The organism is Enterocloster clostridioformis, assembly GCF_020297485.1.
In the GTDB taxonomy this organism is placed as follows: domain Bacteria; phylum Bacillota; class Clostridia; order Lachnospirales; family Lachnospiraceae; genus Enterocloster; species Enterocloster clostridioformis.
In genome coordinates, this window is sequence record NZ_JAIWZC010000001.1 from 2,929,053 (window position 1) to 2,941,215 (window position 12,163).

Annotated in this window: 14 protein-coding genes and 1 tRNA gene; 3 read left to right on the forward strand and 12 right to left on the reverse strand. The window is 51.1% G+C overall.

Annotated elements, in window-relative coordinates; genetic code table 11:
• Window positions 1–193 precede the first annotated feature (193 nt).
• Window positions 194–1,549, reverse strand: coding sequence for a PspC-like choline-binding domain-containing protein (locus LA360_RS14870; protein WP_022201451.1), 1,356 nt, complete (start codon window positions 1,547–1,549; stop codon window positions 194–196).
• 252 nt (window positions 1,550–1,801) lie between these two features.
• Between LA360_RS14870 and LA360_RS14875 the strand changes: the two genes are divergently transcribed.
• On the forward strand, window positions 1,802–2,662 hold the full coding sequence (locus tag LA360_RS14875) for a class I SAM-dependent methyltransferase (protein ID WP_112482123.1): 861 nt from the start codon (window positions 1,802–1,804) through the stop codon (window positions 2,660–2,662).
• Here the strand turns inward: LA360_RS14875 and LA360_RS31400 are convergent.
• The 5 genes from LA360_RS31400 to ade all read right to left on the reverse strand — a co-directional run bounded on the left by LA360_RS31400 (window position 2,607) and on the right by ade (window position 6,450).
• Window positions 2,607–3,035, reverse strand: coding sequence for a TRAP transporter small permease (locus tag LA360_RS31400; RefSeq protein ID WP_242997695.1), 429 nt, complete (start codon window positions 3,033–3,035; stop codon window positions 2,607–2,609). The genes LA360_RS14875 and LA360_RS31400 overlap by 56 nt on opposite strands.
• Window positions 2,960–3,391, reverse strand: a complete 432-nt coding sequence (locus LA360_RS14890) for a dihydroxy-acid dehydratase domain-containing protein (RefSeq protein ID WP_057571759.1) — start codon at window positions 3,389–3,391, stop codon at window positions 2,960–2,962. Before LA360_RS14890 ends, LA360_RS31400 begins: the two co-directional genes overlap by 76 nt.
• Window positions 3,388–3,606 (reverse strand): dihydroxy-acid dehydratase domain-containing protein, encoded by a 219-nt coding sequence (locus LA360_RS14895; RefSeq protein WP_057571760.1) that lies wholly within the window; start codon window positions 3,604–3,606, stop codon window positions 3,388–3,390. Before LA360_RS14895 ends, LA360_RS14890 begins: the two co-directional genes overlap by 4 nt.
• 54 nt (window positions 3,607–3,660) lie before the next feature.
• On the reverse strand, window positions 3,661–4,551 hold the full coding sequence (locus LA360_RS14900) for a S8 family peptidase (protein ID WP_002587372.1): 891 nt from the start codon (window positions 4,549–4,551) through the stop codon (window positions 3,661–3,663).
• A 132-nt stretch (window positions 4,552–4,683) separates the two neighbouring features.
• The gene (gene ade / locus LA360_RS14905; protein WP_022201448.1) at window positions 4,684–6,450 is read right to left on the reverse strand and encodes an adenine deaminase; all 1,767 of its coding nucleotides are present in this window, start codon (window positions 6,448–6,450) and stop codon (window positions 4,684–4,686) included.
• A gap of 208 nt (window positions 6,451–6,658) precedes the next feature.
• Between ade and LA360_RS14910 the strand changes: the two genes are divergently transcribed.
• Window positions 6,659–6,732: transfer RNA gene (locus tag LA360_RS14910), tRNA-Val, on the forward strand.
• Between the two features lie 367 nt (window positions 6,733–7,099).
• On the opposite strand, the gene LA360_RS14915 is transcribed toward LA360_RS14910, so the two are convergent.
• The 5 genes from LA360_RS14915 to scfA form a co-directional block, all read right to left on the reverse strand.
• Window positions 7,100–7,717, reverse strand: a complete 618-nt coding sequence (locus LA360_RS14915) for an HAD family hydrolase (RefSeq protein ID WP_022201447.1) — start codon at window positions 7,715–7,717, stop codon at window positions 7,100–7,102.
• A 105-nt stretch (window positions 7,718–7,822) separates the two neighbouring features.
• Complete coding sequence (yajC, locus tag LA360_RS14920) at window positions 7,823–8,101, reverse strand: preprotein translocase subunit YajC (RefSeq protein ID WP_002587369.1); 279 nt, start codon at window positions 8,099–8,101, stop codon at window positions 7,823–7,825.
• 47 nt (window positions 8,102–8,148) lie between these two features.
• Window positions 8,149–9,309 (reverse strand): tRNA guanosine(34) transglycosylase Tgt, encoded by a 1,161-nt coding sequence (gene tgt / locus LA360_RS14925; RefSeq protein ID WP_022201446.1) that lies wholly within the window; start codon window positions 9,307–9,309, stop codon window positions 8,149–8,151.
• Window positions 9,310–9,322: 13 nt separating this feature from the next.
• Window positions 9,323–10,723: a thioether cross-link-forming SCIFF peptide maturase gene (scfB, locus tag LA360_RS14930; protein WP_022201445.1), complete on the reverse strand. Its 1,401-nt coding sequence runs from the start codon at window positions 10,721–10,723 to the stop codon at window positions 9,323–9,325.
• Window positions 10,724–10,848: 125 nt separating this feature from the next.
• The gene (scfA, locus tag LA360_RS14935) at window positions 10,849–10,995 is read right to left on the reverse strand and encodes a six-cysteine ranthipeptide SCIFF (protein ID WP_002566540.1); all 147 of its coding nucleotides are present in this window, start codon (window positions 10,993–10,995) and stop codon (window positions 10,849–10,851) included.
• A gap of 170 nt (window positions 10,996–11,165) precedes the next feature.
• Here scfA and LA360_RS14940 point away from each other — a divergent pair, with 170 nt between their 5' ends.
• Complete coding sequence (locus LA360_RS14940; protein ID WP_022201444.1) at window positions 11,166–11,525, forward strand: TIGR04086 family membrane protein; 360 nt, start codon at window positions 11,166–11,168, stop codon at window positions 11,523–11,525.
• A 98-nt stretch (window positions 11,526–11,623) separates the two neighbouring features.
• Here the strand turns inward: LA360_RS14940 and LA360_RS14945 are convergent, their stop codons facing one another.
• Window positions 11,624–12,112, reverse strand: coding sequence for a signal peptidase II (locus LA360_RS14945; protein ID WP_022201443.1), 489 nt, complete (start codon window positions 12,110–12,112; stop codon window positions 11,624–11,626).
• Between the last annotated feature and the right edge of the window lie 51 nt (window positions 12,113–12,163).

Consider the following 12,163-nt stretch of genomic DNA (forward strand, 5'->3'; position numbering starts at 1 on the left):
CAATTTTCTTTTACGGCCTTTGTTGGGAGTTATGTTGGTTTTAATTAATTCTTTTCGCAGCTTTTCCCGGAGCATTCTCACTCAGGCAGACCGCGGTCTCATCATGCAAGAAAGGAAAGACCTCCCATTTAATATAGAAGTCTTTCCTTATATCAATCATTTCATTCGCATACCGGCCGTCACGCCAGGCTGTTTACTCTGTGCAGTACGGCTCTGTGGGCTCCTGCGCGTAAGAATTAACGTCACTGTCATCGTCTGCCTTTGTCAGCTCACCGGAGCCGTTGGTTGTAAACTTAACGCCGTCGCTGTTCTTTACATTGCTGCCCTTCATAACCTTACCGGAAGCGTTGACCACATAATTCCTGCCCTCTACCCGGTAGCATACATACTTCTGACCGTCCGTTGCCTTCTGAAGTTTTCCCTTATAATATAAGTAGTTATCCTTAACCCCGTTGACGCCCCGTCCATTGTCCAGGAAATAGAAATCGCTCTTATTGCCGTCGTCCTCGGTCACTTTCATCTTCCCCTTCTGGACACAGCTCTTGTTCTTATCGCCAAAGTAGAACGCGGTCCAGTCATCCTCGCCGGAACCGGTATAAACCTTCTTAAGCCCATACACCGGATTGCCCAGGTGGTTGAACAGGTATGATTTACCGTTCAGCTTCACAATGTCGCTGGTGGTAAGGCGTTCGGAATCAGCTGCCCTCGGTTTGCCGCTGTTGTTAAAGTAGAACCACTCCACGGCTTCCTCATAACCGCTCAGTTCCTCAGGCGGTTCAATGGAGTACCAGCCAATCTTGGCCTTGCCGTCAGAACCAAAGTACATAAAGTCCTGGATAGAGTCATTGGTTGAGGACTTTACGTTCTTCCAACCCGTCTGCATGGCCCCGTCCTCGTCAAAGCAGTAATAGGTTCCGTCTATCTTACGGGCCGTATAATCGCCGTCCGAGCTGTCCGGCGCGTATTTCTTGCCGTTGGAGGAAAAATAGTACCAGTAGCGGCCGTCATCATCTGTCACGCTGTCGATTCCAGGCGTCACCTTGTCTCTGTTGTCGTCATCGTCATCCGGCGGATACAGCTTCTGCCAGCCTGTCCTCATAACGCCGTCAGAACCGGTATAATACATATCGTCCAGAATCCAGCCAATCTCCATACGGCCGTCACCGTTAAAGTGATACCACTTATTATCAATTTTTTTCCAGGCATCCGTGATTACCTTGCCGCTGCTGCTGAAATAATACCACTCATACTCTCCCTGGTCCCCGGTAAGCTTCAGCCACTTGTCAGTGAGCATGATGCCGTTGCTGTCCATATAATAATCAGACTCAACCCACGCATTGGTGGCCATGACACCCTCGCCGTTGAGATAGCGCCACTGGTTGTCCGCCCCTTTTTTCCATGTATTATATATTTTATTCCCGTTGGAGTCATAGTAGACCCAGGTGCTCCCCGATTGAGCCCAACCCTCTGCTGCCAGGGCAGATATCGTAGCCGTACCAAAGCACAGCACTGCCGCCAGGGACCACACTGCCACCATCTTTTTCTTCATATGCTCAACTCCTCTTCCCATCTGCATTCACGCATATCAGCCCGTATTCCGCCAAGGCTGATAATCCTATGGTATATTGTATCAAGGCTCCCTCAATTATTCAACCTAATTTATCTTTCAATTCTATTACAATTTAGCTAAACCGTTTCTATTTTTCCGAAAATGTACCGAATACTTGACGGAGCCGCAGCACTTAGACTATACTCATTATTATCATTATTATATATGGAAGAAACGAGGTTAAATAAATATATGTGGCTTGCAGACGAGTGGAAGGATTATGAAGTGATAGACTGTTCAAAGGGAGAAAAACTGGAGCGCTGGGGCGATTACCTCCTGGTGCGCCCTGACCCACAGGTCATCTGGGACACTCCCAGGAACCATAAGGGCTGGAAAAAGATGAACGGCCGCTATCACCGCAGCAGCAAGGGCGGGGGCCAGTGGGAATTCTTCCATCTTCCTGAACAGTGGTCCATTGGATATAAGGGGCTTACATTCAATCTAAAGCCCTTCAGTTTTAAACACACCGGCCTGTTTCCCGAACAGGCTGCCAATTGGGACTGGTTTAGCGCCAGAATTCGAGGGGCAGGGCGCCCGGTCAAGGTCCTGAACCTGTTTGCATATACCGGCGGAGCTACCCTGGCCGCGGCTAAGGCAGGCGCCAATGTCACTCATGTGGACGCCTCCAAGGGCATGGTGGCCTGGGCCAAGGAAAACGCCCAGGCCTCCGGCCTGTCCGAAGCCCCCATACGCTGGATTGTGGATGACTGTGTGAAATTCGTGGTGCGGGAAATCCGCAGGGGAAACCGCTACGATGCGGTCATCATGGATCCTCCCTCCTATGGCCGGGGGCCGAAAGGGGAAATCTGGAAAATAGAGGATGCCATTCATCCTCTGGTCAAGCTGTGCGCGCAGCTCCTGACAGACAAGCCCTTGTTCTTTCTGATTAACTCCTACACCACCGGACTGGCTCCCGCAGTCCTTTCCTACATGATAAGCGTGGAAATCATGCCCCGCTTTGGAGGAACAGTATGCGCCGAGGAGGTGGGCCTTCCCGTCACCCAAACCGGCCTGGTACTGCCCTGCGGGGCATCCGGGCGCTGGGAGGCATAGAGCGGTGAAAAAGTCCCGCATCAGGATTCACTGATGCAGGGCTTTTTTCTTGCTTGGCTCGTATTTCTTTCTTTTTTGTTTTACATAATCCCGTACTTATCAAAGGAGGCTTTTGCGGCCATACCGTTCTTAATGGCCTCGGCCACCATTTTCTCTCCGGCAGCCTTCTCAATGACCCTGACAACCACTTCCTCCTCAATCTCCTTCGGGATGACCAGAACACCGTCCAAATCCCCAAATATAGCTCCACCCTGACATGGGCATTGTCCAGCACGGCAGCGCTGGCGCCGCAGTATGTCAGGATAATGAATACATACCTGGAAAGCTCCTTTGTCCACGCCAGAGGGAGATTGAACACAAAGCGGAACAGCATCTGGAGAAAACACACCACGCAGCACCTCCTGTAGGAGCAAAGTGCTCTTTAGCCGTTTTGAGCATGTCCCCGTTATTGGTATAAGAAAACCGCGGCAGTTCCCCCAGTCCGGCCTCGTGATAAATTGCCTGGAGATGAAGGATACCATTGGCGGAGCCGCCCATGGTCAGAAGGTGCATAACTGCGTTCTCAAATGCGTGCTCTGTTAGGATATCCCTTGTGGTAATTCCCTTTTGAACCAATTCCACAATTTTCTCCCCGGTCTCAACCCCCTTTGCCATGCGGGCTGCCAGGACTGCCGGAATGATGCTGCTTCCCATCAGAGACATGCCCAGGCTCTCTGATAATGCGCTCATGGTATTAGCAGTTCCCAGCATGGCACAGGAGCCACTGTGGAGAACTCCATGGGCGTTCCTCCTGCCTTGATAATTCCCTCCTTTACGCTCTCACACAGTTGTTTCAATACAAAATGTCCCGGCGTCGCATTGGTATAGCTGTTTGCAATAGCAATGATGGGTTTGCCCTGCCCATACAAAAAACTGCCGATGCAGTTTCCTCTAAGATACTGCATCGGCAGGACTGACTTGTTCCTCTGTCTGCCGGGACTTCGGCACTATTTATAATTCTACTCCAGCAGCCGTCCCACATCCAGCTTTCCCCACCCCTGCTGGTTATGCGGCAGGCCCAGGTCCAGGGCGCGTTCCCTGATACGAAGCTTCACATCCTTGTTGCTCATATCCGGGTACTTCTCCAGCAGCAGGGCTATGGCGCCCGACACTAGGGGCGTGGACATGCTGGTACCTGATTTTGAAAAATATTTGCCGGGCTCATTGCAGCAGCTGATGATGCATGAGCCCGGCGCTACCAAATCCGGCTTGCAGACACAAGCCAGTGTGGGACCTCTTCCGGAGTAATCCACCATGCGGCTTCCCATGACATCCACTTCCTTGTGGTCGTCCGAGCAGCCCACTGTTATGACCTTGCGGCTGATACCGGGAGTTGTGATGGTCATCCGGCCCGGTCCATGATTTCCGGCTGCCACCACCACCACAAGGCCGTCATCCCAGGCCGCATTCACCCCCCGCACCAGAATTGAGTTCTCTGTCATGTCCCTGCGCGACAAGGACCCTACGGAGATGTTCACAATGCGGATATTGTATCTGTCCCTGTTCTCCCGGATCCATTTAAGTCCTGTCAGTACGTCCGTGGCATAGCCGTTTCCCTTCTGGTCCAGCACCTTCACTGATATCAGACTGCATCCCGGCGCCACTCCTCTGTATTTTCCGTCGGAGGAGATGCCGCTGCCCCCAATCATTGCAGCTATATGGGTGCCATGGCCATTGTCGTCATAGGGCGATGTGCGGTGGTTTACAAAGTCAGCAAAGGCTGTCACTCTATCCTTAAAATCCTCATGGAGGTAAATTCCGGTGTCAAGTACTGCCACACCCACTCCTCTACCCGTAATCCCCATGGAATATACTTCTTCACAATTAATGTCTTCTCTCGCCTGATTCACATCACGATTTTCTCCTTTTTTATTAGGATATTCTATAATGAAGGAATCTGTGCCACGGCACCGTGTGCCGCGGTCAGGCAGGCAGAACTGTCAGGCGGTTTATCCGCCTGACAGAACCAGAAAAAATTCTCTTTAAAATGAAGGCGGAACCTGCTTCTGCCGATCCACGTCAATTACACCGTAGGTATTGATTCTCAGCTTCGGAATTACCGGAAGGCTTACAAATGCCAGTGTCATGAATGCATCTATATCGCTGCTGATTCCCAGCTCCCTCGTACACGACTTCAGAGCCTGCAGCCGCTCCTCCACCTCCTGCACGGATAAACGGCTCATAACTCCGCCAATGGGAAGGGCAAGCTCGCCTAATACCCGGCCCTCTGCCGCCACGGCCAGTCCGCCTCCATTCTTTCTCACCGCGTTGGCGGCCAATACCATATCCCAGTCATTGGTGCCCACCACAATCAGGTTATGGGAATCATGGGCAACGCTGGTGGCCACAGCCCCCTTCTTAAGACCATATCCGCCTACAAAGCCCAGCCCTTTGTGCCCGGTGTGAAGATGGCGTTCAAACACAGCCGCTTTCACGATATCCTGTTCCAGGCTGACGCCGGGTGCCAGTCCCGGAGTATCCTGCCAGGGCACCAGACGCTCCTCTGTGAGAAGTTCATGGGGCTTGAACTGTATAACACGCTCCATGGTTCCCTTTTGCTCCAGCACCAGGTCCTCCAGGGTAATCTCATCCATGCGGAAGGAGTCAAATACGCTTGGGAACGCAGCTTCCAGGTCACTGGCCGTTTTTCCCGCAGAGCCCATATCCTTCCCGGCTCCCAGGCATACTCCCTCTCTTGCCGTCAGGACGCCGTTCTTGTATACAGCCGCCACCCGAAACTCCTTCAAATCCTTAAGCACTGCCAAATCCGCCCTCAGCCCAGGCATGACAGCTCCCCTGTCCTTCAGCCCAAAATACTGCGCCGCATTAAAAGTCCCCATCTTAATGGCCCGTATGGGGTCCGCTCCCAGAGCCACTGCCCTGCGGATGATATAATCAATGTGCCCCATGGAAATCAGGTCGCCTGGATGCTTGTCATCTGTCACCAGCATACATCTCTCATAATAGGGGGCCTCAAACAGGGGCATAAGCGCTTCCAGGTTCCTGGCAGCCGTGCCCTCCCGTATCATAATCCACTGTCCCCTTCCAAGCTTTTCCAGAGCTTCCCCTGCATCCGAACACTCGTGGTCAGACCACACGCCGGAGCACACATAAGCATTCAGCTCATTCCCTCCCAGGAAAGGCGCGTGGCCGTCTATAACCTTGCCGCGGCTACCTGCCTCCTTAAGCTTCTCCATCAGATCCTCCCGGCCGGCAACCACTCCCACTGAATTCATCACCTCTGCCAGACCCAAAACCCTGGAATTCTCATAATACGGCTTTATATCCTCCGGCCCCAGCACGGCTCCGGACTCGTCCAGTCCAGTGGAGGGTACGCAGGAGGGCATGACAAAAAATGTATCCAGGGACAGTCCCTCCGTGGCTTTTAACATGTAGTCCACACCCTGGCATCCTGCCACGTTGCCAATCTCATGGGGATCCGTGATCACGGTTGTGGTGCCGTGGGGAAGGACAGCCTTTTCAAACTCCGGCGGCGACACCATGGAGCTTTCAATATGTATATGCCCGTCAATAAAGCCGGGACAGATATACCTCCCCGTCATGTCCGCGTTGATAAGTCCGTCATATTCCCCTATGCCGGCTATGCAGCCGTCCTCAATGGCTATGTCCCCAACCTCTGTGCGCTCCGTAAATACATTGACGATTGTTCCCCCTTTTAATACAAGGGATGCCTTTCTCCTTCCGGCAGCAACGTCCATCATTTTTTTAAGATCATTGTATTGTCTCACACAAATACCTCCTTCTGTCTATTCTTTATCCCCCAATATATTTGATATCATAATACTATAATCTATGTAAAAGTACAATATTCTGATATTATTAAATTTTTATGTAAATTATTACTACTTTTTCATTCATTTAGATATTCTGCAAAATTTTTACATTCTACCACTAAAACGCTTGTATTTCCGCTTTATCGTGCTATAATAGTCTCATGGAAGTATAGCTCAGCTGGGATGAGCGTTCGCCTCACACGCGAAAGGTCATGGGTTCGAGCCCCATTACTTCCATTTTTTATACCCATTTTCAGTTTACGATTCCATTTCATTTTTCTTTCATCCCCAGAAGCCTGTTTTTTCCAGTCTTCTGTTTTTTCCCCTGCTGCCTTATTTGTTCCCATGGCTTTGTCCGGGAGGTGGGAATTATTAATTTTAAGATTTTCTTAATAATCTATTCAAAGAACATTCAAACATTCCGGAGGATTGCATGCTATACTAAGTACATAAGAAATGCACGAATGTTTAACAACTATCCTTCAACCCTTTTTGAAAATCCGAAAATCCTAAAGAAAATTGCTCCGTACCACCTGGTACGGAGCTTTTTCTATGTAATGCATAAATTTTGACTTTCTTTACCACCGTCTCCTGTCTCCGGCTCTTATCTCCGGTTCAGTCCTGCCAGGACTTCCCTTAATTTCTCCACATTTCCATCATCAAAGCAATATCCGTCCATCCCGCAGCGGCGGGCGCCTTCTATGTTAAGCTCCAGGTCATCCACAAAAAAGCATTCTTCAGGCTTCAGATGGAACCGCTCAAACAGATGGCCGTATATCTCCTTCTGGGGCTTCAGGCACAGGACATCGGCCGAGAACAGGATACCGTCAAAACAATCCACCGCGGGCAGCACGTCCTTATAACAGCTCAAAAGGCGGACGGATGCATTGGAACACAGATAGATGCCATATCCCATGGACTTAAGCCACCTGACCACATCCTCCATTCCTTCCTTCTTATACATGTTGAACTCATGCCAGCGGTTAAAACACAGGGCTGCCAGACTGCGCTCCTCCTCTGTGTCCAGACGGGCCTGCATCTTTTTTAAGGCCATATCCTCCGGCATAACTCCCATGTCCAGCAGAATCCACTCAGGCGATACGAATACGGAAGTGCTGACCTTTTTACGTGTTTCCGGGTCCTCTATGAAATGCCTGCATACTCCGTCCGCCGTGTAGTCCACCAGGACATTTCCCATATCAAAAACAATGTTCTTAATCATCCTATCCTCCTGCTCTCTTTTATATATATTATGGCTTTGGAACCTCTGAAGGGAACATTCTACCATATTCAAAAACCCGGGACAAGGCCCCGGGTTTCATGTCTCTTAGGCTTCCGGTTTTTCAACCTGGATAATGGCAGCCTTCTGCATAGGAATACGGCAGTTTTTATTGTTACCGAATTCCACAATGACTGTATCATCTGTCATGTCGATGATAACGCCATAGAATCCGCTGCTGGTGAGAATGGTATCACCGACTGCAACGCTTTCCAGCAATTCCTTTTGTCTTTGCTTCTCCTTCTTCTGAGGACGGATTGCCATGAAATATAACATACCTCCCAGAAGAACAATATAGAGAATCCAGAACATCGGACCACTTGTCATTCCATCTTCCTCCTTCACACCTACCGCCGCCTCGCCGCAGTAGTTTCTTATTCATCAGACGCCGTACCGGTGGCACGGCTGGAACCTTCCATACCGGCAAGCTTGGCCGCTTTATACTCAGCATAGCGGTGTTCCTCGATGGCGTCGCGAATCTCTTTCATCATTGTATTATAAAAATACAAATTATGCAAGGTACATAATCTCATTCCAAGCATTTCTTTTGCCTTCAGCAGATGACGGATATAGGCCCTGCTGTATGAACGGCAGGCAGGACAGCCGCATCCCTCTTCTATGGGGCGGGAATCCAGCTCGTATTTCTGGTTAAACAGATTCAGCTTACCCTGGTTGGTGTACACGTGACCGTGACGTCCGTTCCTGGATGGATATACACAGTCAAAGAAGTCCACGCCCCGGTCCACTGCTTCCAGGATATTAGCCGGGGTGCCCACACCCATCAGATAGACCGGCTTGTCCTCCGGCAGACAGGGCACTGTCACGTCCAGGATATGGTACATCTCCTCGTGGCTCTCTCCCACTGCCAGTCCGCCCACCGCATAGCCGTCTAAGTCCATTTCCCGTATGGTCCTTGCATGTTCCATACGTATCTCCTCCACCACGCCGCCCTGGTTGATGCCGAACAACAGCTGCTCCCGGTTCACCGTGTCCGGCAGGGAGTTAAGGCGCTCCATCTCGGTTTTGCAGCGCGCCAGCCAGCGGGTGGTGCGCTCCACTGAATGCCGGATGTAGTCGTCGCTTGCATGGCTGGGAGGGCATTCGTCAAACGCCATGGCAATGGTGGAACCCAGATTGGACTGAATCCGCATGCTCTCCTCAGGCCCCATGAATATCTTGTGGCCGTCGATATGGGAGTTAAAGTAAACCCCTTCTTCCTTAATCTTGCGCAGGCCTGCCAGGGAAAACACCTGGAACCCGCCGGAATCCGTAAGGATGGGGCGGTCCCAGTTCATGAACCTGTGAAGCCCGCCAAATTCCTTTATGAGCTTGTCGCCGGTGCGCACATGGAGATGGTAGGTATTGGACAGCTCCACCTGGGTGCCGATTTCCCGGAGGTCATCCGTTGAAACAGCTCCCTTGATGGCGCCCACCGTTCCCACATTCATGAACACAGGCGTCTCCACTGTGCCGTGTACTGTTTCCATGCGGGCGCGCTTGGCCCGCCCGTCCTTTGTTATGACTTGATATTTCATATAATAGCCTCAATTACTCCTCATCGTCTGCCAGGGCAGCTTTAATCATGATGGCGCACTCAATCCGCTTCTTCTGCATCTCACAGCCAATGTCATACGCCCCGTTGATGGAACCGCTGAAATTATACGCATTGGCAGCACAGCCGCCGCTGCAGTAGAACCTGGCAAAGCAGTCCTTACACTTAGGCTTGGCGTATACGTTGCAGGTCTTGAACTCGTCCCTGATGTCCGTATTCACAACGCCTGTGTCCACATTGCCCAGAAGGAATTTCTCATTGCCCACAAACTGATGGCAGGGATAGAGGTCACCCCACGGGGTCACTGCCAGATACTCGGTGCCGGAACCGCAGCCTGCCATGCGCTTGGCCACACATGGTCCTGCCTTTAAGTCCAGCATAAAATGGAAGAAGTTGAATCCCCTTCCCTTCTTTTTCCGCTTGATATACTCTAATGCCAGGCGGTCGTATTCTTTTAAGATGACCGGGATGTCCTCCTCTCTGATGGCGTAATCCTCTGACGGGTCAGCCACCACCGGCTCCATGGACATCTGCTCAAATCCCAGGTCCGCATAGTGAAGCACGTCATCCGCAAAGTCCAGATTGTTCCTGGTAAATGTACCGCGGACATAATAGTTCATCTGCTTCCTGCTGTCCGCAAGCTTCCGGAACTTGGGGACAATCAGGTCATAGCTGCCGCTGCCGTTACGGAAGGGGCGCATCTTATCGTTGACATCCTTTCGTCCGTCCAGGCTCAGCACCACATTGCTCATCTCGCGGTTGCAGAATTCCATCACCTCGTCATTTAACAGAACTCCGTTTGTGGTCAGGGTGAAACGGAATTTCTTGTGGCGGGCTTCCTCCTGGGAACGGCCGTATTTCACCAGCCGCTTTACCACATCCCAGTTCATCAGGGGCTCACCGCCAAAGAAATCCACCTCCAGGTGTTCCCGGTTGCCGGAATTGGCAATGAGGAAGTCCAGCGCCTTCTTTCCCACCTCGTAGCTCATGAGGGCGCGGCGGCCATGGTACTCGCCTTCCTCTGCAAAGCAGTAACGGCAGGCCAGATTGCAGTCATGGGCAATGTGCAGGCACAGCGCCTTCACAACCGTCTTCCTCTTTTTAAAGTCTACCACAAAATCCCTGTAAATATCCTTGGTAAGAAGCTGCTCCGCATCAATCAGCTGTCCGATTTCCTCCAGAGCCTCCTCTATATCTTCCTGGCTGTATCTGTCCTTCAGACAGACCCTTACCTCCTCCTCCACTTCTGAAGGCAGGGCAGCCGGCGCTTCCATCTCCGGAATCCGCTGTGAAACCAGCTGCACGGCATCGTAGACAACCGGGTCCACCACATGGACGGATCCGCTGTTGACATCCAGGACAATATGATAACCATTATTTATATACTGATGAATCACGAATCTACTCTCTCTCTTTCTAAGGACCAGGGGCCCCAAATCCTGTGCATGGTAAAGCCCCTATAATCCCATCGACCATAGGGGCTTACAACCAATTTCCTGTATGTATCTCTTCTGACCGGCGATTAGCGGTTAGCGTTCTCGCAGCTCTGGTTTCCTACTGTACAGGATGTCTTGCAGGCTGACTGGCAGGAAGTCTGGCACTCGCCGCATCCGCCCTTCTTCATTGTGTCCTTTAAGGTATTGGTATTCAATGTCTTAACGTGCTTCATACTACGGCACCTCCTATTCATTTAATATTATTATTTGTTTGAACATATAATTCTTTGAAATTATAACACAGGTTAAAGTCCCTTGCAACGGTATTTTCAAAGGTTTGTCATATTAAAGGCTCCTCCGGGAATATACTGCAACATAGATTCTTTCAAAAGGAGAACAATATATGGAAAATGGTATTGTGAAGCCCATGCTCCGCTCCCTGCTCATCTCCTATGTGCTGTCAGGAATCCTTCTGGCTGCCCTGGCCTTTGCCCTCTATAAACTGCGCCTGAAAGAGGGACAGGTGAACCTGATGGTGTATGCCGTGTATCTGCTGACCTGCTTATCCGGCGGTTTCCTGGCAGGCAAACGCATCCGGCAGCGCCGGTTCTTCTGGGGGCTTCTGTCAGGGCTTCTGTACTTCCTGGTACTTTTTGCAGTGTCCTGGGCCATGAATATGGGGTCGGCCATTGATATGGAACGCTCCGTCACTGTCATGGGCATATGCGCACTGGGAGGAACCATAGGGGGGATGCTCAGTTAATGATCATAAGAGAGAATGCCTGCTTCCTTTCATGGCCATGGAATCCGGTCATTCTCTCTTCTCTTCCATCACGCGGCCCTCCCCAGGGCCTTATTTTCTTATTTCTTTTTTTTCTTCACACCCGCCTCTTCCAGGCTCTTCACAGCCTGTGCCAACACAAAGACAGCGCTTCCCAAAAACACGAACATATCTCCCAGATTGAACACTACTTTCTTAAGGGATTTCCATTCAATGGTGAAATAATCCACCACATATCCGCGCATCACGCGGTCGTACAGGTTGCTGAGGGCGCCTCCCATCACAAGGGACAGGCCCAGCTTTTCCCCGGTCTTGCCCTTATCCTGCATCATGGCTGCCAGAGCTCCTGCCATGGCGGAAATCACCATAAGCGGAATCCCCTTTACCAATTCCGGCCTTTCCTTCATGAATCCAAAGGGAAAACCGCTGTTATGGTTCTTATGAAGCTTTATTAATCCTTTGGCAGACGGCAGCTCCCTTGGGAACGTGTCGTCCTCCTGGCCCTCAACCACGCTCTTGACCCCCAGGTCCAGGGCGGCCAGCCCGCCTATTATCCAGCCGTAAATCATAGATTCGCCTTCCTTTCCACCCTTTTATTTCATTTTACTATGGTTTCACAC

What these genes read in the sequence shown, in the direction of transcription:
- LA360_RS14870 (WP_022201451.1), bottom strand. Translation starts at nt 1,549, where the DNA reads ATGAAGAAAAAGATGGTGGCAGTGTGGTCCCTGGCGGCAGTGCTGTGC.
- LA360_RS14875 (WP_112482123.1), top strand. Translation starts at nt 1,802, where the DNA reads ATGTGGCTTGCAGACGAGTGGAAGGATTATGAAGTGATAGACTGTTCA.
- LA360_RS31400 (WP_242997695.1), bottom strand. Translation starts at nt 3,035, where the DNA reads ATGCTGTTCCGCTTTGTGTTCAATCTCCCTCTGGCGTGGACAAAGGAG.
- LA360_RS14890 (WP_057571759.1), bottom strand. Translation starts at nt 3,391, where the DNA reads ATGAGCGCATTATCAGAGAGCCTGGGCATGTCTCTGATGGGAAGCAGC.
- LA360_RS14895 (WP_057571760.1), bottom strand. Translation starts at nt 3,606, where the DNA reads ATGCAGTATCTTAGAGGAAACTGCATCGGCAGTTTTTTGTATGGGCAG.
- LA360_RS14915 (WP_022201447.1), bottom strand. Translation starts at nt 7,717, where the DNA reads ATGATTAAGAACATTGTTTTTGATATGGGAAATGTCCTGGTGGACTAC.
- yajC (WP_002587369.1), bottom strand. Translation starts at nt 8,101, where the DNA reads ATGACAAGTGGTCCGATGTTCTGGATTCTCTATATTGTTCTTCTGGGA.
- tgt (WP_022201446.1), bottom strand. Translation starts at nt 9,309, where the DNA reads ATGAAATATCAAGTCATAACAAAGGACGGGCGGGCCAAGCGCGCCCGC.
- scfA (WP_002566540.1), bottom strand. Translation starts at nt 10,995, where the DNA reads ATGAAGCACGTTAAGACATTGAATACCAATACCTTAAAGGACACAATG.
- LA360_RS14940 (WP_022201444.1), top strand. Translation starts at nt 11,166, where the DNA reads ATGGAAAATGGTATTGTGAAGCCCATGCTCCGCTCCCTGCTCATCTCC.
- LA360_RS14945 (WP_022201443.1), bottom strand. Translation starts at nt 12,112, where the DNA reads ATGATTTACGGCTGGATAATAGGCGGGCTGGCCGCCCTGGACCTGGGG.